21 protein-coding genes are annotated in these 20,367 nt (G+C 61.9%); 10 read left to right on the top strand and 11 right to left on the bottom strand.

Annotated elements, in window-relative coordinates:
- Positions 1 to 10 precede the first annotated feature (10 nt).
- Positions 11 to 1,114 carry a bifunctional 2-polyprenyl-6-hydroxyphenol methylase/3-demethylubiquinol 3-O-methyltransferase UbiG gene (locus H7C86_RS29450; RefSeq protein WP_133728349.1) on the top strand — a complete coding sequence of 368 codons (1,104 nt, stop codon included), beginning with the start codon at positions 11 to 13 and terminating at the stop codon, positions 1,112 to 1,114.
- 59 nt (positions 1,115 to 1,173) lie between these two features.
- On the opposite strand, the gene H7C86_RS29445 is transcribed toward H7C86_RS29450, so the two are convergent.
- The 3 genes from H7C86_RS29445 to H7C86_RS29435 all read right to left on the bottom strand — a co-directional run bounded on the left by H7C86_RS29445 (position 1,174) and on the right by H7C86_RS29435 (position 6,178).
- Positions 1,174 to 2,274 (bottom strand): CaiB/BaiF CoA-transferase family protein, encoded by a 1,101-nt coding sequence (locus H7C86_RS29445; protein WP_020968820.1) that lies wholly within the window; start codon positions 2,272 to 2,274, stop codon positions 1,174 to 1,176.
- A 107-nt stretch (positions 2,275 to 2,381) separates the two neighbouring features.
- Positions 2,382 to 4,448 (bottom strand): ABC transporter ATP-binding protein, encoded by a 2,067-nt coding sequence (locus tag H7C86_RS29440; protein ID WP_182262736.1) that lies wholly within the window; start codon positions 4,446 to 4,448, stop codon positions 2,382 to 2,384.
- Positions 4,445 to 6,178 carry an ABC transporter ATP-binding protein gene (locus H7C86_RS29435; RefSeq protein WP_182262735.1) on the bottom strand — a complete coding sequence of 578 codons (1,734 nt, stop codon included), beginning with the start codon at positions 6,176 to 6,178 and terminating at the stop codon, positions 4,445 to 4,447. The genes H7C86_RS29440 and H7C86_RS29435 overlap by 4 nt, the downstream gene beginning before the upstream one ends.
- A gap of 320 nt (positions 6,179 to 6,498) precedes the next feature.
- Between H7C86_RS29435 and H7C86_RS37475 the strand changes: the two genes are divergently transcribed.
- The 6 genes from H7C86_RS37475 to H7C86_RS29415 all read left to right on the top strand — a co-directional run bounded on the left by H7C86_RS37475 (position 6,499) and on the right by H7C86_RS29415 (position 10,964).
- Positions 6,499 to 6,621 carry a hypothetical protein gene (locus H7C86_RS37475; RefSeq protein WP_003944443.1) on the top strand — a complete coding sequence of 41 codons (123 nt, stop codon included), beginning with the start codon at positions 6,499 to 6,501 and terminating at the stop codon, positions 6,619 to 6,621.
- A gap of 210 nt (positions 6,622 to 6,831) precedes the next feature.
- Entirely contained in the window at positions 6,832 to 6,954 is a 123-nt protein-coding gene (locus H7C86_RS37470; protein WP_019749478.1) for a hypothetical protein, read from the top strand.
- Between the two features lie 362 nt (positions 6,955 to 7,316).
- Positions 7,317 to 7,463, top strand: a complete 147-nt coding sequence (locus H7C86_RS29430; protein ID WP_003944356.1) for a hypothetical protein — start codon at positions 7,317 to 7,319, stop codon at positions 7,461 to 7,463.
- Positions 7,464 to 7,703: 240 nt separating this feature from the next.
- On the top strand, positions 7,704 to 9,209 hold the full coding sequence (locus H7C86_RS29425; protein ID WP_238077012.1) for a GGDEF domain-containing protein: 1,506 nt from the start codon (positions 7,704 to 7,706) through the stop codon (positions 9,207 to 9,209).
- Between the two features lie 40 nt (positions 9,210 to 9,249).
- Positions 9,250 to 10,485: a formate-dependent phosphoribosylglycinamide formyltransferase gene (purT, locus tag H7C86_RS29420; RefSeq protein ID WP_182262734.1), complete on the top strand. Its 1,236-nt coding sequence runs from the start codon at positions 9,250 to 9,252 to the stop codon at positions 10,483 to 10,485.
- The gene (locus tag H7C86_RS29415) at positions 10,482 to 10,964 is read left to right on the top strand and encodes a DUF456 domain-containing protein (protein ID WP_019749482.1); all 483 of its coding nucleotides are present in this window, start codon (positions 10,482 to 10,484) and stop codon (positions 10,962 to 10,964) included. Before purT ends, H7C86_RS29415 begins: the two co-directional genes overlap by 4 nt.
- Here H7C86_RS29415 and H7C86_RS29410 read toward each other — a convergent pair.
- Both H7C86_RS29410 and H7C86_RS29405 read right to left on the bottom strand, forming a co-directional pair.
- The gene (locus tag H7C86_RS29410; protein ID WP_024487914.1) at positions 10,868 to 11,707 is read right to left on the bottom strand and encodes an amidohydrolase; all 840 of its coding nucleotides are present in this window, start codon (positions 11,705 to 11,707) and stop codon (positions 10,868 to 10,870) included. The genes H7C86_RS29415 and H7C86_RS29410 overlap by 97 nt on opposite strands.
- Positions 11,708 to 11,816: 109 nt before the next feature.
- Positions 11,817 to 13,214, bottom strand: a complete 1,398-nt coding sequence (locus H7C86_RS29405; RefSeq protein ID WP_019749484.1) for an FAD-dependent oxidoreductase — start codon at positions 13,212 to 13,214, stop codon at positions 11,817 to 11,819.
- Positions 13,215 to 13,444: 230 nt separating this feature from the next.
- Between H7C86_RS29405 and H7C86_RS29400 the strand changes: the two genes are divergently transcribed.
- From H7C86_RS29400 to H7C86_RS29390, 3 genes are read left to right on the top strand one after another with little or no spacing between them, the layout of a single operon-like run.
- On the top strand, positions 13,445 to 13,870 hold the full coding sequence (locus tag H7C86_RS29400; RefSeq protein WP_019749485.1) for a hypothetical protein: 426 nt from the start codon (positions 13,445 to 13,447) through the stop codon (positions 13,868 to 13,870).
- Positions 13,871 to 13,916: 46 nt separating this feature from the next.
- A complete protein-coding gene (locus H7C86_RS29395) occupies positions 13,917 to 14,345 on the top strand; it encodes a rhodanese-like domain-containing protein (RefSeq protein ID WP_007726822.1) in 429 nt (142 codons plus the stop codon).
- A complete protein-coding gene (locus H7C86_RS29390) occupies positions 14,342 to 15,565 on the top strand; it encodes an O-succinylhomoserine sulfhydrylase (RefSeq protein WP_020968824.1) in 1,224 nt (407 codons plus the stop codon). Before H7C86_RS29395 ends, H7C86_RS29390 begins: the two co-directional genes overlap by 4 nt.
- 53 nt (positions 15,566 to 15,618) lie before the next feature.
- Here the strand turns inward: H7C86_RS29390 and H7C86_RS29385 are convergent, their stop codons facing one another.
- From H7C86_RS29385 to H7C86_RS29360, 6 genes are read right to left on the bottom strand one after another with little or no spacing between them, the layout of a single operon-like run.
- The gene (locus H7C86_RS29385) at positions 15,619 to 16,203 is read right to left on the bottom strand and encodes an alternate-type signal peptide domain-containing protein (protein ID WP_019749487.1); all 585 of its coding nucleotides are present in this window, start codon (positions 16,201 to 16,203) and stop codon (positions 15,619 to 15,621) included.
- Positions 16,203 to 17,816 carry a signal peptidase I gene (locus H7C86_RS29380; RefSeq protein ID WP_182262733.1) on the bottom strand — a complete coding sequence of 538 codons (1,614 nt, stop codon included), beginning with the start codon at positions 17,814 to 17,816 and terminating at the stop codon, positions 16,203 to 16,205. Before H7C86_RS29380 ends, H7C86_RS29385 begins: the two co-directional genes overlap by 1 nt.
- Positions 17,817 to 17,822: 6 nt before the next feature.
- Positions 17,823 to 18,422, bottom strand: coding sequence for a hypothetical protein (locus tag H7C86_RS29375; RefSeq protein ID WP_021333957.1), 600 nt, complete (start codon positions 18,420 to 18,422; stop codon positions 17,823 to 17,825).
- Positions 18,409 to 19,071, bottom strand: a complete 663-nt coding sequence (locus H7C86_RS29370; RefSeq protein WP_019749490.1) for a signal peptidase I — start codon at positions 19,069 to 19,071, stop codon at positions 18,409 to 18,411. Before H7C86_RS29370 ends, H7C86_RS29375 begins: the two co-directional genes overlap by 14 nt.
- 29 nt (positions 19,072 to 19,100) lie before the next feature.
- Positions 19,101 to 19,688 carry a hypothetical protein gene (locus H7C86_RS29365; protein ID WP_182262732.1) on the bottom strand — a complete coding sequence of 196 codons (588 nt, stop codon included), beginning with the start codon at positions 19,686 to 19,688 and terminating at the stop codon, positions 19,101 to 19,103.
- A 7-nt stretch (positions 19,689 to 19,695) separates the two neighbouring features.
- The gene (locus H7C86_RS29360; protein WP_007726829.1) at positions 19,696 to 20,274 is read right to left on the bottom strand and encodes an alternate-type signal peptide domain-containing protein; all 579 of its coding nucleotides are present in this window, start codon (positions 20,272 to 20,274) and stop codon (positions 19,696 to 19,698) included.
- Between the last annotated feature and the right edge of the window lie 93 nt (positions 20,275 to 20,367).

Genomic DNA, 20,367 nt, shown 5'->3' with positions numbered 1-20,367 from the left:
GAGGTAGGGCATGACGGCGGTAGACGGTACAGGCGCAGCGGGAACAAGTGCGGCGGACGCGCTCGCAGAACGATTGTTCGCGGCCACGCTCGGGGCGTCGGAGCTGCAGGCTGTGTATCTGGGCGACCGGCTGGGCTGGTACCGCGCGCTGAGCGATCACGGCCCGCTCACGTCGACGGAGCTGGCGGACCGGACAGGGACCGTCGAAAGGTATGCGCGGGAGTGGCTCGAGCAGCAGGCCGTCGCCGGTTATGTGGAGGTCAATTCGGATGCCGATCGCCGGTACAGCCTGCCGCAGGCCCACGCCGATGTTCTGGTCGACGACGAGAACCTGCTTTTTCTGGCGCCGTTGGCGAGGCTGTTCGTCGCGACGACGTCGTCGATGCCGCGTCTACTCGACGCTTATCGTCACGGCGGGGGAGTCACGTGGGAATCGATGGGCCCCGATGCTCGCGAGGGCCAGGCGCTGCTGAACCGGCCGATGTATCTCCAGCAGCTCTGTCAGCAGTTCCTGCCGGTAGTCACCGACCTGCACGCCATTCTTGTCGGCGGCGGGCAGGTCGCTGATCTCGGGATGGGGGAGGGCTGGTCGTCGATCGCGCTCGCCCTCGGATACCCGAAGATCGAAGTGCACGGCTTCGACGTCGACGCGGCATCGGTGAACGCTGCCCGTCGTAACGCCCACGATCGTGGGGTGGACGACCGAGTACATTTCTCGTTGGTCGACGTCGCCGGACAGGCTCCTGAGGCCGGGCGAGTCGATGCCGGGACCTACGATGCCGTCTTCGCCTTCGAGTGCCTTCACGACGTTCCGGATCCGGTGGGATTTCTGTCCACGGCTCGGGCGATTGCCCAGCCGGGCGCCCCGGTGATCGTCATGGACGAACGAACGGCAGATGCGTTCGATCCCGAGGCTGGTCCGATCGAGCAATTGCTGTACGGATTTTCGCTGACGTGCTGTCTGCCCGACAGCCTGTCACATCCGGGGAGCGTTGCCACCGGGACGGTGATGAGGCACTCGACACTCGAAAGCTATGCCAAGGCGGCCGGTTTCGAGCGGGTTGACGTGCTGCCGATCGAGCACGAGATGTTCAGGTTCTACAGGTTGGGCTGACGCCCCGTGCGTGGTTAGAGAGTCCTGAGGCTCCTTAACCGCGCACGGGGCCGAAGGCCCTAGGTCCAGACCGTGTCGATATCCGTCGCCTCACGCGCCGGCGCAGCGGGCGTCGCGGTGGGCGTGCGCGAGAAGCGCGGTGCGGGAGCATGCTGAGTGACGCCGTCGAGTTCGATGAGCGAACCGCGGGCCGCGATGTGTTCGTTGGACGGAGCCTCGGCGAAAGTCAGGACAGGGGAGACACAGGCGTCGGTGCCGAGGAAGATCTTGGCCCACTCGTCGCGAGTCTTGGACAAGAACTTTTCGGTGAAGAGCGTCTTCATGTCGTCCCACTTGGACGTGTCCATCTGGTGAGGGAGCGTCGCGGGATCGAGTTCGAGGCCCTCGAGCAACAATGCGTAGAACTGCGGTTCGATGGATCCGACGGCCATGTACTTGCCGTCGGAGGTCTCGTAGGTGTCGTAGAACGGAGCGCCGGTGTCGAGGAGGTTGACGCCGCGCTCGTCGGACCAGACGCCGCGACCGCGGAATGCCCACATCATGTGCGAGAGCGCGAGGGTTCCGTCGACCATCGCCGCGTCGACGACCTGGCCCTTACCGGACGTCGAGCGCTCGACGAGAGCCGACAGAATGCCGAAGATCAGGAACATGGAACCGCCGCCGAAATCGCCGACCATGTTGAGCGGCGGGACGGGGCGTTCACCCTTGCGTCCGATGGCGTTGAGGACACCGGTCAGTGAGATGTAGTTGATGTCGTGACCGGCGGCGTTGGCGAGCGGTCCTTCCTGTCCCCAGCCCGTCATACGGGCGTAAACGAGGCGCGGATTGCGCTCCGACACCACGTCGGGTCCGAGTCCCATGCGTTCCATGACGCCGGGGCGGAAGCCCTCGATGAGGACGTCGGCGCGGCCCAGGAGATCGAGAACCTTGGCGACGTCGGCCGGATCCTTCAGGTTGGCCTCGACGATGCGGCGGCCGCGCTTGATCTGGTCGGTTGCGTTCGAGTCCTGCGGAATCTGCCCTGCGCGCTGCACGATGACGATGTCGGCGCCCATGTCCGCCAAAAGCGTCGCGGCGTGCGGGCCCGGTCCCAATCCAGCGAATTCCACGATCCGAATGCCCGCGAGCGGGCCCTTCTTCTCCACAGCTTCTGCAGACACACGCACTCCCAATTCAGACGGTGACAACACTCCTGACTCGACGGTAACGTGTCGAATCGGTCAGGTGTGCTCCGGGGCACTGTGTCCGCCGAGGGAGGCGCCGATCACTAGACGGCGGCACCCTCGAACTGAGCGTTGTAGAGACGGAAGTACGCGCCCGCAGCTGCGATGAGTTCGTCGTGTGTGCCCTGCTCGACGATCTTGCCCGCCTCCATCACGACGATCAGATCGGCGTTACGGATGGTGGAGAGCCGGTGCGCGATGATGAAGCTGGTGCGCCCGACGCGCAACGCGGACATTGCTTGCTGCACAAGCTGTTCCGTACGTGTGTCGACCGAGCTGGTCGCCTCGTCGAGAATCAGCAGCGACGGCTCCGACAGGAATGCTCGGGCAATCGTGATGAGCTGCTTCTCGCCGGAGCTGATGTTCGATGCCTCCTCGTCCAGCACGGTGTCGTACCCGTCCGGGAGCGTGTGGATGAAGCGGTCGACGAAGGCAGCGCGTGCGGCTTCGTGGATCTCGTATTCACTGGCGTCGAGCCGGCCGTACGCGATGTTGTCGCGGATCGTTCCGCCGAAGAGCCAGGTGTCCTGCAGGACCATGCCGACGTGCTTGCGCAAGTCGGAGCGGCGCATCTGCGAGATGTCGACGTCGTCGAGAGTGATTCGGCCCGAGTCGACTTCGTAGAAGCGCATGAGCAGGTTGACCAAGGTGGTCTTGCCGGCACCGGTGGGTCCGACGATGGCGACCATCTGCCCGGGCCGAGCCGTCAGGTACACGTTCTCGATCAACGGCTTGTCCGGCTCGTAGCGGAACGAGACGTTCTCGAACTCGATGTGTCCGACGTTGCGATGGCGTCCGGCAGGCTCGGGCATTAGTGGCACGTCGATGTCGGGCGACTGCTCGGGTTCGTCGAGAAGCTCGAAGACCCGCTCAGCCGACGCGGCTCCGGACTGCAGGCTCGTCGACATGGACGCGATCTGCGTGAGTGGTTGGCTGAACTGGCGCGAATAGACGATGAACGCCTGAACGTCACCGAGTGACATGTTGCCGCTGGCGACCTTGAGTGCGCCGACCACAGCGAGCAGCACGTAGGTGATGTTTCCGACGAAGTTCATGACCGGCATGATCAGGCTGGAGAGGAACTGTGCGCCGAAGGACGCGTCGAGGAGTTTCTTGTTCTGCTCGGCGAATTCACGCTCGGCTTCGGCCTGATGCCCGTACACGCGTACCAGGTCGCGACCGCTGTAGTTCTCCTCGATCTGTGCGTTGATCTTGCCCGTCTCGGTCCACTGAGCCTTGTACAACACCTGTGCACGCTTGGCGACCCTGGCAACGAGGAGCACCGATACCGGCACCGCAATCAGTGCGATCAGGGCGAGCATCGGGGAGATGACGAACATCATCGTCAGGACGCCGAGGACGGTGAGCACCGACGTCAGGAGTGAGGTCAACGTCGACGACAACGTCGACGAGATGTTGTCGATGTCGTTGGTGACGCGGCTGAGGATCTCGCCGCGCGGCGTCTTGTCGAAGTATGGAAGGGGGAGACGGTGAAGCTTCGCCTCGACCGAGGCACGCAGGTTGTAGATGGTCTTCTGGACGATGATGTTGAGGAGGAATGCTTCCAACCAGGCAAGTAGCGACGAGAGCAAGTACACGACGATCGCGAGCATGACGACTTTGCCGATGGCGTCGAAGTTCAGACCTACACCGGGAACGACGTCGGTCGAGTTGGCGACGAGGTCGGCGAACGTCGAATTTCCTGATGCGCGGATCGCCTCTGCTGCCTGATCGCGGGTCAGTCCGGCGGGCAGGCTCTTGCCGATGAACCCGGCGAAGATGAGGTCTGTCGCGTGACCGAGGATCTTCGGCACCGCGACGGAGAGCGCGATGCTGGCGATCGTCGCAACGACGACACAGACGACCGCAAACTTGTGTGGCTGCAGAAGCGAGAGAAGCCGCTTCATCGTCGCCTTGAAGTGGCGAGGTTTGGTGTCCGTCGCGGTCAGCGCAGGCTTCGGCTCTTTGTCGGGATTCTCGGGGCTACTCGACTTCGCATCCCCGTCCGCGGATTCAGGTTCGCTCGGGATCTTGGCGAACACCACCGTCGGGGCATCGTCGAAGTACTGGCTGTTGGGGCTGCCCCACGTCGGGTCCTGCGGGCTGGTCATGCGCTCATCTCCGCGGGAATCTGGGAAGCCACGATCTCTTGGTACGTCGGACAGTTGGCCAGGAGGAACTGATGGTCGCCGAGACCGACCGGAGCGCCGTCTTCGAGGACCATGATCTGGTCGGCATCGATGATGGACGCGACGCGCTGCGCGACGATGATGACCGTCGAATGAGTCGAGACCGTGCGGAGTTCGCGTCGGACTGCGGCGTCGGTGTGCATGTCGAGTGCGGAGAACGAATCGTCGAAGACGAAGATCCGGGGTCTGCGGACCACAGCTCTGGCGATGGCGAGACGTTGTTTCTGTCCGCCCGAGAGATTGCCGCCGCCCTGCGCGATCGGAGACTCGAGACCGTCGGACAGTTCCCGGACGAATTCGTCTGCCTGGGCGATGGTGAGGGCTGCCCAGATGTCGTCGTCGGTGGCGGTCGGGTTTCCGTAGCGGATGTTGCTCGCGATCGTGCCGGCGAACAGGTAGGCCTTCTGGGGCACGTATCCGAAGTTGGCGAAGAGTTCGTCCTGATCCCAGCCACGCACGTCCAAGCCGTCGACCAGGACGGCGCCGGCCGTGACGTCGAACAGTCGGGGGATGAGTGAGACGAGGGTCGATTTGCCACTACCGGTACTGCCAACGATCGCGGTGACCGTTCCTGGCATGCATCGCATCGAGACATTCGACAGGACCGGCGTTTCAGCTCCCGGATACGTGAATCCGGCTCCACCGAACTCGACAACGCCGTAGGGGCTGGTCGGGCGAAGGGGCTGGGCCGGTGCGGGCACGGTCGGCTCGGTGTCGAGTACCTCGGTGATGCGGTCGGCACACACGGCCGCGCGGGGGATCACGACGGCCAACATGGTCGCCATGACCACGGACATCAGGATCTGCATGACGTAGGCGAGGAAGGCGCTGATCTGGCCGATCTGCATGTCTCCGGTATCGACCAGATGCGCGCCGAACCACAGCACCGCGACGCTCGACAGGTTGGCGATCAACATGACGGTGGGCAGCAGAACCGCCTGGTAGCGACCGATGAGGAGCGAGGTGTCGGTCAGTTCCTTGTTGGCTTTGTCGAAGCGGATCGTCTCGTCGGGTTCTCGAACGAAGGCGCGGATGACACGCATACCGGTGAGCTGTTCGCGCAGTGATCGATTGATGTTGTCGATCCGCGTCTGCATCGTCCGGAAATGCGGGATCAGCTTGGCCACCACGACCGAGACGGTGATGCCGAGCAGTGGTACCGAAATCGTCAGGAGCCAGGACATCTGCAGGTTCTCGCGCAGCGCCATGATGATGCCGCCGATACACATCAGTGGGGCGCTGACGAGCATCGAGGACGTCAGCATGACCAGGGCCTGGATCTGCAGGACGTCGTTGGTGTTCCGTGTGATCAGCGTCGGCGCACCGAAACTGTTGAATTCGCGATCAGAGAAGCTGCCGACGGCCTTGTAAAAGGCGCCTCGAACGTCGTGGCCGAAGCCCATCGACGATTTTGCCGCCAGATAGGTCGACGCGACCGACGCGATGATCGACGCAAGCGAGACCAGCAGCATGATCCCGCCGGTGGACATGATGAATCCGGTGTCGCCTCGGGCGACACCGTCGTCGATGATCCGAGCGTTGAGCGTGGGGAGGACTAACGACGCGATGGCCCCGAAGAGTTGAAGTGCGAGGACCCCGGCAAGCAACCAGCGGTACGGCGGCAGGTACGCCTTGAGGAGTTTTGCTAGCACGACGGTTCCCGGTGAGTTGCTTCGGTTGCCGCTCGTTCGCGATTGATCACAAGCACACGGTATGACAGATCGTGGTCGAGGTTGGCACCGACTCTGACGATTGCATCCATTTGTCCAAATCGAATGTGATGTCCAACACACTTGAATTCGATATTGGTTTCAGGTCACAGGGCCTGAACTGCTGGTTTACACATTGCTCCAATATGTCACGGTCCTTCTTGGATAGAAACAAACTGGACGTACGTATTTAGCTTGGCTACAAAGAGGCGGAGCGAACAAAACGTGCGCCGCGTCATAGATATTCATGCAAGGAGTCACACATGGGATCCCTCGGAAACCTTCTCAAGGCCAACGGCATGGGCTGGGGCATTCTCCAGCTTCTTCCCCTGGTCAACATGCTCAAGACCCTTCAGGGGCTGGACACCGCGAGCTCGAACTCCTGACGTTCGACCACAACAATTCTTCCGAAACAACACAGGAGTAGTCGCATGACCTCAATTCAGAATCTCGACGCCTTCCTCAAGAGCGTTCTCGCATTCGTGACCAAGTTGAACGCGGGATCGGCGGACGGCTCGGGTTCGGCTGGTTCCACTGCCGAGTAATTCTCGGTCCCCACTTCATTTCAACTGCATCCCGACATAAGGAGGCCCGACATGGGTTCGTTCGAAGACTTCAGCGGCGTCGTCAAGACGTTCATTCCGGTACTCAAGGACCTGTTCACGGCACTCGGTGGTGGCTCGCTCACCCCGGGCACAGGATCGGCGGCTGACAAGTAAGTCCCGTTTGTCCGAAAGTGTGGCTCGCGGTTGTCTGCGGGCCACACTTTTTGCATTTCAATTGTGAGCTAAATCACATTATGGGATATTTCGAACCGTCTATTTGGCCTCTGAACTGCAATTATGTCAGAAGGTGTTACCGACAGTTCAAGTTGGTAGCTATTCGGTAGCTAGACAAGTGTGGGCAGTCAGTCTATAAATGCAGGCAGCGCCAAGTTAGTGCGCTACATCACAGCTCGGGATGTTGTTCGGGGGGCGGTTCAGCCATCCGCGCGGCAGAAGTTCCCGAACCATCTCGGCCACCGCCTGCGGCCGGAATGGCGCTGGAACATCACACCACCTCACAAACAGGAGAACCTCCTATGTTCGGATCACTCAGCACCCTCGGACCCCTGCTCACCGCGCTCGGAGCTTTCCTCAAGTCCGTTCCCACCGAATCGCTGTCCGGCGAGGGCGAGGGCTCGTCCACCGGTTCACTCTCGGGTCTGTCCAGCGGATCCGCCGAGTAGTCATCCCTTCCGGCAGGTCCATTCGGCTCTGCCAATCGGATTGCATGCAGGTGCCCTCTGTCCACTGTCGTGGCCGGAGGGCACCCGCGTTTGCGGAGATTTTCGTAGTTGCCGTTTTGGCGTGTGAACACAGAACTGTGAGTGGCAGCACCTGCGTACGATGGTTCGACGACATCGGCATACGGTCACCGCGACGTCCGGTGCTCCCGAATTCAGAGGTAGCCGACCGCGAGGTGACGCATGGTAGGGACGAGTCGCTTTCTGCGCCTTCTCCTAGTGCTGGCCGTTGTACTTGCGGCTTCGTTGATCGGCATCCTCACGCGCCCACCAGGTTTGCTCGCGACATTCTGGTGCGCCAACGCCATTCTGCTGGGAATGATGGTCAGATGGCCGGTCCTGATCGAGTGGCCGACGTGGATCGCTGCGGCTGTCGGATACGTCTGCGCTGACCTGATCACCGGCAACTCGCTCTCGCTTGCGGTGCAGTTGAACGGGGCGAACCTCGCCGGAGTCACAGTCGGTGTTCTTGTTCTGTACTACTTGAAGCGCACACCGTTCCGATTGGTCGATTCGCAGTCGCTGGTGTGGATGGTCTTCGTCTCGTTCGTCGCGGCGACTGGTACCGCGGCCACTGCCGGCGCCTTGGACCGGCTCTTACGCGGTCAGTCCTTTACCGACACGTTCTTCCACTGGGGTGCCACCGAGGTCATGGCGTACCTGCTGGTCCTTCCTCTCATTCTCACTCTCACCATCCCGTCGAGCCTTGCCGAGTTCCGCAGCAAACTGACTGCCAAAACCGTCGCCGCTATGAGCGTTCCGCTACTCGCCACTGCAGCCTGCGTGCCGATCGCCCTCAGCATCGAAGGGCCGATCGCGCTGGTCCTTCCGATTCCGGCTCTCCTGTGGTGCGCCACTCGCATCTCGGTTCCGAGCACTGCCTTCGTTTCAGTGGTCTGGTCGGTGTGGTCACTCATGATGGCGGGAAGCGGTCGACTCGATATCGGAGATCAAGCTGCCTCGACGTGGAACGAGGACGTCATCACGTCCATTGCCGTCACGCTGATCGCGTTGGGGCCGATCGCGGTTGCCTGTGCGACCGAGGAACGTCGCGCTGCCGAGCGTGAGCTCTTCCTTGCTGTCGAATTCGACCATCTGACCGGGGTCCTCTCGCGTGGTGCGTTTCTCGGACACGCGGAATCGGAGCTTGCCGCCGCGGCTCGCACACAATCCCCGGTCGGCCTGCTGATGCTCGACCTGGACCACTTCAAGAGCATCAACGACACGCATGGACATATGACCGGTGACAGCGTTCTCGCGAACTTCGCCGAACGGGCCGCTGACCGATTGTCGGACGGCGATCTGATCGGAAGGCTCGGCGGCGAGGAGTTCGCCATTCTGCTTCCGGACTGCAGCTACGCGCGAGCAGTCGATGTGGCCGAGGCGGTCCGCGGCGCGCAAGTCGAGTACTCGGCCGAATCAGAAGTGACGAGCACCGTCAGTGTCGGCGTCGCGTGGGTCGATCATGCGACGCCGACGTTGACCACCCTTATGACCGTCGCGGACGAGGCTCTGTACGAAGCCAAGCGCGCCGGGCGCAACCTCGTGAAAGTGCGCCGGCTCGGCAACGATGCATTGCCGCAACGGAATTCCGAGCCGGATATGGCCACCCGCACCTATCGCAAACCTGACATACCACGAACGATCAGGCGAGGATTTGGCCGCGAAGGTGTGGTGGACGGCCGATAACCGCGCTGACCTGCATCGGGATTGGCATATAGTCGCACCCATGCAGCTTGATTCGACGCCTTCGCCCCTGCCGACGCTTCCGCTCCGATTCGGAACTCCCCTGACCGAGAACTCCATCCGCGTGATGATGTTGGGATCAGGCGAGTTGGGTAAGGAAGTTGTCATCGCGTTGCAGCGTCTTGGCGTCGAAGTGATTGCGGTGGATCGGTATCCCGATGCCCCTGGGCACCAGGTGGCTCATCGTGCGCATACCGTCGACATGACCGATCCGGAAGCGCTGCTTGCCGTCATCGAGTTGGAAAAGCCTCACTTCGTGGTTCCCGAGATCGAGGCCATTGCGACGGATGCGCTTGCACTCGTTGAAGAACGCGGGGCCGCGGTGGTCATTCCCACCGCCCGCGCCACCCAGCTCACGATGAACCGTGAGGGGATCCGTCGGCTCGCGGCCGAGGAGTTGGGCCTGCCCACTTCGCCGTACGCTTTCGCGGACTCGCTTGCCGAAGTGCAGGCAGCGACAGACCGAATCGGTTTCCCGTGCGTCATCAAGCCCGTCATGTCCTCGTCGGGGAAGGGACAGTCGACGGTTCGATCCGCCGAAGATCTCGACGCCGCATGGGATTACGCGATGGCCGGAGGTCGTGTGAATCACGGCCGGGTGATCGTCGAGGGTTTTGTCGATTTCGATTACGAGATAACACAATTGACGGTTCGCGCCGTCGGTGAGAGCGGTCAGGTCGAGACGTCGTTCTGCGAGCCGATCGGGCACCTGCAGGAAGCCGGTGACTACATCGAATCGTGGCAGCCGCAGCAGATGTCCGCAGTTGCCCTCGCCTCGGCCCGAGACGTCGCCGAGAAGGTGACCACGGCTCTGGGCGGGCGAGGCATCTTCGGCGTCGAGCTATTCGTGAAGGGTGACGACGTCTTCTTCTCCGAAGTGAGCCCACGGCCGCACGACACCGGATTGGTGACTCTGCGGACGCAGCGACTTTCGGAGTTCGAGCTGCATGCCCGCGCGATCCTGGGATTGCCGGTCGACACGACGCTCACGGTGCCGGGAGCATCGGCGGTGATCTACGGCGGAATGGAGGCCAAGGGGATCGGATTCGACGGCGTCGCCGAGGCACTCTCGGTTCCCGAGACGGACCTGCGGCTCTTCGGCAAGCCCGAGAGCTTCACGCGTCGTCGCATGGGTGTTGCAGTGTCGACGGCCGCCGATGCGCCGACTGCACGCGCCCGTGCTCGCGAGGCCGCGTCGAAGGTGCGTCCCGTCGGATGAGTCCTGTGGCCGAGGTCCTCGTCGGGCTGGTCATCCTGGTCGGTCTGATCGGTGTCGTCGTTCCGATTCTTCCGGGGACACTTCTCGTTTTCGGTGCAATTCTGGTGTGGGCGATCATGACCGGCGGCGCGACGGCGTGGACGGTGTTCGCGCTGTCCACGCTGGCACTGGTGGTCACCGGGATCGTGAAGTACACCTGGCCAGGCAAGCGGATGAAGTCCGGGGGAGTGCCCAACCTGTCGGTGGTGGTCGGCGGCGTCGTCGGCATCATCGGGTTCTTCGTGATTCCGGTCGTGGGCTTGTTCCTCGGATTCATCGTCGGAACGTATTTCGCCGAACTAGCGCGGCTGCGCCGTTACGACATCGCCTGGTCGTCGACGCTTCACGCGGTGAAGGCAGTCGGATTGTCCATGCTGGTGGAACTGTTCGGAGCGCTGATCGCGGCGGGGCTGTGGCTGGGAGCCGTCGCGTTCACTTGAGCGCAGCGGTACCAGGAGCGGGCGTTGTCGCACATGACCGCGGACAGGTCGTCGCCGACAGCTTCGGCGATCACGTCCAGGTCGTGGACCTCGAACGCTCGACGTGCCCGTGTGCCGGGTAGATCGGTGCCGAACATCAGCGCAGCGGGGTTGACCGCGTGGATCTGGCGAAGCACGTCGCCGACGTCGGAGATGGTGGTGCGTCCGAACCCGGTGGCTTTGACGCGTACCCCGCGGTCGACGAGGTTCAGGAGATACGGCAGTCCGCGGGTGGACATTCCCAAGTGGTCGATGCTCACCGCCGGCAATTTGGCGAAGACGGGTTCCAGCGACAGCAACAGCGTGGCATCGACGTAGAACTCGGCGTGCCAGCCGACCAGATCGAATGCGCGGTTGGCGAGATCGGCGAGTAGACGCAGGTCGGTGGCGCCTCGGCGCAGATTGAATCGGACGGCGCGCACTCCCAGCGCGTCCAGCGCAACGATGTCTTCATCCGTCGCATCGAGCGGCAAAGCAGTGACGCCCACCCAGCCTTCGCCGAGTTCGGACAAGGCGGCTTTCAGGTATTCCTGGTCATTGCCCTGGTACGACGCGGTCACCACCGCGCCGCCGTCGACACTCAGGCCCTTCAGTGAGGCAAGCCGGGCCCGGTAATCGGCCACGGTGAAGGGCTCAGGCAGGTACCCGTGATTCTCGACCAGCGGGAAGCGCGGGTCGATGATATGCACGTGGGCGTCAAACACGGGGTCTATTTTGCCCTGTTGCCTTGGGTCCCCGCACACACCACCGGCCCGATGTGACCTGGGTCGCGTCGGGCCGGTGGAGGGCTTCTGTTCAGTTACTTCTGCGCACTCAGTTCGCGCGGTCGGGCTCGGATGCCTTCAGCATGTCGTGACGCTCGACGACCTTGATGCGCTCACGGCCTTCGGGCTCGCCCAGGCTGCGCTCGTGCGCGTCGAGGCGGTACCAGCCCTGCCAGGTCGTGTACGGCACCTGCTTGCCTTCGAGGAACTCGATGACGGCGTTCTCGTCGGGGTTCGCGGCGCCGGCGAAGCCGACGGAATCCTCGAGAAGATTCGCGACGGTTTCGTTGGCGTCACCCTTCGTGTGGCCGATGAGGCCGACGGGGCCGCGCTTGATCCAGCCGGTGACGTAGGTGGCCGGCATGAACCGGGCTGCGCCCTCGGCGTTGTCGTCGGCGACGACGCGTCCGGCGTCGTTGGGGACGGTGCCCGCCTGGTCGTCGAACGGCAGCTGCGTGACGTTCTGCGAGAGGTAACCGACGGCGCGGTACACGGCCTGGACATCCCAGTCCTTGTACGTGCCGGTGCCCTTGACGTTGCCGGTGCCGTCGAGCTGAGTGCGCTCGGTGCGCAGGCCGACGACCTTGCCGTCTTCACCGAGGATCTCCGTGGGAGATTCGAAGAAGTGCAGGAACAGCTTGTGGGGGCGGGCTCCGACGTCGCGGATTGCCCAGTCCTGCAGCGTGTTCGCGACCATGTCGACCTGCTTGGAGTTGCGGCGAGCCTGCTCCGAGCCCTCGTCGTAGTCGATGTCCTCGGGGTCGACGATGACCTCGATGGTCGGGGAATGGTCGAGCTCACGCAGTTCGAGAGGCGTGAACTTGGCCTGGGCCGGGCCACGGCGTCCGAAGACGTGAACCTCGACGGCCTTGTTGTTCTTGAGGCCCTCGTAGACGTTGGCGGGGATCTCGGTCGGCAGCAGTTCGTCGCCGGTCTTGGCGAGAACGCGGGCGATGTCGAGCGCAACGTTGCCCACGCCGAGGACGGCGACCTTCTCGGCTTCGAGCGGCCACGTACGCGGTACGTCGGGGTGGCCGTCGTACCAGGAGACGAAGTCGGCCGCGCCGTAGCTGCCGTCGAGTTCGATACCCGGGATGCCGAGCGCGCGGTCGGCGTTGGCGCCGGTCGAGAAGATGACCGCGTCGTAGAACGACTGCAGGTCGTCAAGGGTGATGTCGGTGCCGTAGTCGATGTTGCCGAGCAGGCGGACCTGAGGCTTGTCGAGCACCTTGTGCAGAGCGGTGATGATGCCCTTGATGCGCGGATGATCAGGCGCGACGCCGTAACGAATCAGGCCGAAGGGCGCGGGCATGCGCTCGAAGAGGTCGATGCTGACGCCGCGGCCGGAGACTGCGGTGTCGGATTTCATGAGGGCGTCGGCGGCGTAGATGCCGGCGGGGCCGGCGCCGACGATCGCGACCCGGAGTGGGCGGTTGGAGTCAGTCATCGTGAGGACAGCTACCTTCTTCGAAGTTCGGACAACATATCGACAAGTATCCAATTTAGCCGAACCTAAGCACAGTGCCTCGGTTGCGGCCGAACGGATCCACACTCTCACTCGATCGGTTGTGGGTAAACCTATTCTTTCTTCCCATTCTCCCGTTGTCTCGGGTATTCGGGGTAGGGGCCTGGTCCTTGACGGGCCACAATTTCAAGTTGTGGGGGAGTATTGGCGTTATGAGTGACGAGCTTCGCGAATCCGACAACATCGATGGCAAGAAGGCGTCTGCGGGGCCGTTCCTCTTGGCTGTTGCCATCGTCGCCTTGATCCTGGGTGGAATCTTCGTCGCATCGTGGATCTCGCCGGCCGAGGAGAACGTCACCGAGTCGGACCGCGTGAGCCGCTCCGTCACCGACTACGTCGATGCCGAGAATCGAAATGACGCGGAGACGGTCAAGACCCTGACCTGCGCGAGCTTCAATTCGAGCACTGGTCCGATGGCCGGAGTCGACGGGACGGTCGAACTGAAGGGTGTGGACGGGGTCGTGGTCAACGGCGATCGCGCCAGGGCCGACGTGACGATCACCGGCGGCGGAGCGGGCGAGCGGGTCTCGACCTGGGCCCTGACCCGTGACGGCAACCGTTGGGTCGTCTGTAACTGACGGCCCGCTCAGGCGCTCAGGGCAGTCTTGTGAAAACATGGACTACGTGAGTTACGCAGGCGATCTGACGCCGGAGCAAGCCTGGGAGCTGCTCCGCGAAAACCCCGACGCCGTGCTGGTCGACGTGCGGACCGATGCGGAGTGGAAGTACGTCGGTGTCCCCGATGTTTCCTCCCTCGGCAAGCAGGCCGCACTGATCGAATGGGTGAGCCACCCGACCGGCGCGCGCAATGACAACTTCGTCGACCAGTTGAAGGAAGCCGGCATCACCGCCGATTCCTCCGGGTCGGAGCGTCCGGTGATCTTCCTGTGTCGATCCGGACAACGTTCCATCGGTGCGGCGGAAGCTGCGACTGCGGCGGGCATCGGCCCGTCGTACAACGTGCTCGACGGGTTCGAAGGCGCATTGGGTGCCGACGGACATCGCGGACTTGTAGGTTGGCGGGCCATCGGCTTGCCATGGAGGCAGCAGTGAGCGGAATTCCCCAGGGTGGCGCATTTCAACGAGCGCTGCCGGACGACGTCGGTCTCGGCACTCTCGGTGTTCGCGGCGGACTGATGCGTACCGGGTTCGAGGAGACTTCCGAAGCGTTGTTCCTCAACTCCGGATTCGTCTACGAGAGTGCAGAAGCCGCCGAACAAGCCTTCACCGGCGAGGTGGATCATTTTGTCTACTCCCGCTACGGCAATCCGACGGTCAAGATGTTCGAAGAGCGTTTGCGTCTCATCGAAGGCGCAGAAGCGTGCTTTGCGACGGCCAGCGGAATGTCGGCAGTCTTCACGGCGTTGGGCGCACTGTTGGCCAACGGCGACCGATTGGTTGCCGCGCGCAGCCTCTTCGGATCCTGCTTCGTGGTGTGCAACGAGATCCTTCCGCGCTGGGGCGTCGAGGTTGTTTTCGTCGACGGTGAGGACAACGCGCAGTGGGAAGAGGCGCTGTCCGTGCCGACCACTGCCGTGTTCTTCGAGACGCCGTCCAACCCGATGCAGTCCCTCGTCGACGTTCGGCGGGTGTCGGAGCTTGCTCATGCTGCCGGTGCAAAGGTAGTGCTGGACAACGTCTTCGCGACGCCGCTTCTGCAGCGCAGCCTCGATCTGGGCGCCGACGTCGTGGTGTACTCCGGTACCAAGCACATCGACGGTCAAGGCCGCGTGCTCGGCGGCGCGATCCTCGGCACCGAGGAATACATCAGCGGTCCCGTCCGAGAACTGATGCGGCACACCGGTCCTGCGCTCAGCCCGTTTAATGCGTGGACTCTGCTCAAGGGTCTCGAAACCATGCCGGTCCGTATTCGGCATTCCGTGGCTTCGGCACTCGAGATCGCCGAATTCCTCGAAGGACACTCCGGCGTCAAGTGGGTCAAGTATCCGTACCTGACTTCGCACCCGCAGCACGAACTCGCGAAGTCTCAAATGAGCGGCGGCGGAACTGTAGTCACATTCGAGCTCAATGCGCCTGACGGCGAGGGCAAGAAGCGGGCGTTCGAGGTTCTCAACGGCCTGCGCGTCATCGACATCTCCAACAACTTGGGAGATTCCAAGTCGTTGATCACCCACCCCGCAACCACAACGCACCGGGCCATGGGGCCGGAAGGCCGTGCAGCAGTGGGTCTTACAGACGGAGTTGTCCGTCTGTCCGTCGGGCTTGAAGACACGGCTGATCTGTTGGCTGATCTGAAGCGAGCTCTGGGGTAGTCCCGTCGCAAGCCGCGGAGAGTTTCGAGGGTAGTACCGTCGAAGCTCTCCGCTCAGATTGGCGCCAATTGTTGTGTGACGAGGCTGAGGCCGGCCATGTTCAGGGTTCCACCTGCGCTGAGTGGGTCGTTCGGAAGGATGCTGAACGCCACGGTTACCAGAACGTCTTGGGCATTCTGCGCTGAGGTGAGGTCACTGCGGATCTTGGGAGTCAGTGTGCTGTTGTACAATTCGACGTTCGACTGTGTTGTTACATAGGTTCTGAATGCGTTGACAGTAGTTGGCAGGGTGCCACCGGCAAGTGATGGGTCCGCGGTTACCGATGCTCGCAACCGAGGGCCAGTAGCTGAAACCGGTGAATAGCAGTAGTAGACGTAGTCGTAGCCGGCCCGCAGTCTGAACGAAGCGATATCGGCAATTTCGGTGTAAATGTTCGGGTTGGGGTCTGGGGCGTACACTCTCTCGGACCACCCGCTCGCGCCGTCTTTGACACACGCCCCGAGGGACAACGTGCCTGCCGTGACCTTCGCGCCCGACAGTGATTCCTGGTCGACCCATTTTGCGAGTGAGTTTCCCCCGCCGAGCATGACCGCCAGCGCGACGGTCGCTGCAAGCGCACCCTTTATTTGTCTCTGCATCAGGGCACCAAGTCCTCGATCTCGGCCGGAAGTTCGCCCGTTGCTGTCTGTCGCACTCCCGCTCCGGTTGTGAATTCGACGAATTCCGCTCCTGCGGTGCCGATGATCCACAACTGATTGGTGCCGGATAGCCAGTGCAGTACATCGGTCGATTCGATGGACGTGCGATAGATCCGAGTCCCGAGCGCGTCGTACACGTCAAGCAAAATTCCGGTGTCGCTGTGGATTCTGCGGGCGGTGTATGAATCCGGACCGGCTGAGACGAGGTCGGATCCGACCTGTGTTCCAGTCGGGGGCGGGGCAGTTGTTGTCGCTGTGATCTCGGCGGTGGTCGTGGTTTCCGGTGTTGTGCTCGCAGTAGTCGTCGGCGTGGTTGTTGTCGGTGTAGTTGTCGTTGTGGTCGACGCAGACGTGGATGGAGTCGGTTCGGTGGTACCTGTGGTGGTGGTTGCCGTCGGTGTTGTTGTTGCCGGAGTAGTGGTTACGGTCGACTGAGTCGATGTGGGCGCACTGGCAGCCATTCTGCTGGCGGCGCTGGTTCCGGAAATCATCGAGCCACAGTATGTTCCACCGAAGAGAAGACCTTTGCTCAGACTGAAGCCCGTCCATGTAGGGGCCGTCAGTCCGTTTTCAATCGAGTAAATTCGTACTGTAGAGGTGCCGCTCAGATCGAGAAGTGCGGGTGGGAGCGTGATGTCAACGGTATTGGCGCTCTGCATGTTATCGCTGTACGTGGTGCCGTCGGGCTTGAGTACCAGAACACGATAGGTGTAGGTTCCCGCCCCTGGCGCCGTCCACGTGATTCGAGCACTGGAGGCAAGAAGGCTCGGCGAATAGTTCTCGCATGTGAAGGTCTGGACTGTGGCGAACTGGCCGGTCTTTGCGGTTACGGTGTCGGTGATCTCGGCGGCGGTATTACCGATCGGTGACATCACCAGCAGTGCACCCAGTCCGGCAGCTGTAACGAGGATCAATTCCCTCTGCCGCCAGGGTGCTGTGAGGATGCGCGGCGAGACCTGCGTCGAACCTGAACGAGGCGAATTGTGTTCGGGTGCAGTCGGAGTGTCGTTGGGTGTACCCTCTCCAGGCATGCCGCCGTTCGGTGGACCTTCGCCGCGTGGTGCTGGACGAAATGCGATCATCAACAGGGATCCGGCAAACAATCCGCCGGCGAAGATTCCGATCGGACCGGACAGCCACGCAAGTACGTAGCCGACTCGACTCATGCTGAATACAACCAGGTCTGCGTCGGCGACCACGTATGTTTCACTGTCGGGAGCATTGTTGGCGTCACCTTTGAGTGTCAGTGACGACAGATTGTTGTCCAGCTGATCGATTCCGTACACGCGGTGAGTGAGTCGATCTCCGCCGTTGGTGGTGACACTGACAATGTCGCCAACCGACAGCTCGGATACCGGTTGGGATTTCACAAATGCCAACGAGCCCGTCGGTATCGCGGGAGACATCGAGCCGGATCGAAAGACGACGGGTTTGATGCCGAATGTCAATGACAGTGCTGTGGCGACGATGCACAGAACTCCGAGGACGGCGCCTGTGGTCAGAGCAGCTTGCTTGAAGCGATTGATCGTGTCCGGGCGGTTGGGATGTGACATATCGATTCAGACCGCCGTTCCCGCGATGTTGAGTTGCGTATAGGGGAGGTTTCCGCCTCCCGGAGTACCTGCGGCCAGAGTCATTTTCACGCACAGAATCCTGCTGGCCCCAGCGGCCAGCGTTATCGGGCTTGCGAGGAGCGCAGCTGTACTGCCACCGCCGACCAGCGCGAGCTCTGCCTTTTGCGCAGTGCCGGAGCACGCCGATCCAGAAGATGTGCTGTCCAGATATACCGAGATTTTCAGCGCCGCAGCGAAACTCGGCGGAGTCGATGCGGGAGACTGGGCTGTGATGCCGAGAGAGGCACCGAAGGACCCGGTGTTCTTCACGGTTAGACTCTGTGTCACAGCGGTTGTGGATGACATGGCGCTCGACGACAGGGTGATGGTGATGTTCTTTGCCTCGGTCACACCAGTGCTCGATGCGACCAGGTTGACGGTTCCCGCGGAGAAGTCTCCTGACGTGGATGTGGCTGTTGCACCCCAGGCCGCCATGGTGCTCAAAGTGCCGACTCCGAGCACCATACCGAGTGAGAGCAGCGCCCGAATACGAGTGCTTCGGGCTCCGGAAAAGCGCTGACGCAACGAGCTGTCATTGCCCGCCATGGTGCACACCATCTTTCGTCGATCTAGTTGTTTCCGGATTTGCGGTGTCAGCTGAATCGTCTGGTGCGGATCCTTGTGGCTCGCTCCGGTTCTTGTTGCGAGAGCGCATACTTTCACGTGTCCCGCTGGCGATCATGTACAGCGCGTAAACACCCAGCGTGCCGACTGCAACGGTAAGAATGGTCTTGCGTTGGTCGCCGGTCAACCAACTGTTGACGTGTCCAAGGTAGGGAACGGAGTACCACACCTTGCCTCGAATCTGTACGGGGCGTACGGGCTTCTCGTCGGGGGTGTTGTTGGCGTCGCCCTGCGTGATGAACGTGCGTTCGCCTTTGGTGTTGATGCTCATCGAAATGATTCGATGTGTGACAACAGTCGGCTGGCCTGATTCGAGTTGGTAGGTGATAGGCATGCCGACGGTCAGATCGCCCTCGTCCACAGGTTTGACAATGATGAGTGTGCCCGGTTGGTAGGTAGGGCGCATCGAGCCCGTGAGGATCGTAAATCGTTGTGAGCCTGTGACGATCGGTATCACGATCGTGACGACGATTACCGCGCACAGAGCGAACAGCAAAACCCAGGTCACAACCGAGCTGACCCACCACAGCGGGCCGGTCCGTTCACGTCGATGGGAGTGTTTTGTAGTCATTCACTTGCGCCTGTCATCTCGATCGAGTCCTACGACTGTTTTGCCGTGAAGGTGAAAACGAGCTTGGTCGACACCCCGCCCACGGTGGTTTTTGTCATGTTGACCGACGCGCGCATGCACCAGACCGTGGAACTCCCGTTGGCCAAAGAGATTCCGGGGTTCGCGGGCAACGGGTATGCGGCGTTTGTTGCCACTCCCGAATAGACCTGGGCTCCGGGGAGGGCAGTGCCTGTGTTCACGGTGTTCGGACAGTTCAAAGCACTTGTCACGGTCGACATCTTGAGGTCGAGAACAGGATTTGCATTGGTGGCAGTCACCGAGGCCAATCGAAATGTCAGTGCAGCGTTGTTCGTAGCCGGATTCACGATGGTCAGCGGCATCTGAACGGCCGTCGTTGCTGTCATCGCTGAGCCCGCGAACGTGCTCCAGGTGTAGGTGCTGGCGGCGTTGGCAACCGTAGAACCAACCTTGAGTGCAAACGTGCTACCACCGGCGGTCAGTACGTCGTTGCTGATCGGGGCAGCGGACTTCCAAAGCGCGCCGGTGCCTTGCGCTGATGCGAACATCAACACAATCACCGACGCGCCCGCAAGGACTCCCCAAGCTCTCCCCTTCATAGATCGCTTATGCCGGGATGGCTTGCTGTTGCAGCTTGATGGCGAGGTTCGACAAGTTGACCGACGCGCCCTGAGCCACAAGAAGCTGGACGTCAGCGAAGGTCAAAGTCACCTTCACCGTCACAGGTTTGCCGTTGTCGGCTTCGGTCAGTGGGGATGCGGCCGTGACTACGGTGCCGCCTACGGTCACCACCGTTGTTGCCGTGATGTTGTCTTTGAGTTGATTCGCGGTGGCTCCTGGAGCCGCCGTCGTGCCTGCCGTGATGGTGCTCGTGTCCGCTGCGATAGTTGCAGCGAGGCGATCGCCATCTGCGGTGATCGAAGTTGTGCAGTCGAAAGTGAGCACTTCGGTCGGCACAATTCGCCATGCGGTGATATCCGCAATCGGCTTCACCGTGGGGTTCGTGGACTGCCACCCCGTTCCGGATACCGGGGCGCAGGGAGCGAGCTGCAACGTGCCCGCTGTGACAGCGCCGCCGCCGCCGACAACTTCGCTGTCACTCCACATTGCGAGCGAGCCCGCACCGCCGAGGAGGAGGGCGCCGGCCGCCGCAGCAGCGATCGCGCCCTTGGTCTGCTTCTTCATGAAAATCTCATTTCATGTCTGGGACCCGAAATGGGTCGTTCAGACATGAGTATCAGCCACGGCAAACGATTCGTTACTACTTTTTCGAAATTT

The sequence above is a fragment of the Rhodococcus sp. UFZ-B548 genome, from assembly GCF_903819475.1.
GTDB lineage: Bacteria > Actinomycetota > Actinomycetes > Mycobacteriales > Mycobacteriaceae > Rhodococcus_F > Rhodococcus_F erythropolis.
Note: the sequence above shows the minus strand (reverse complement) of the source record. Positions and strands in the feature narration are given on the sequence as shown.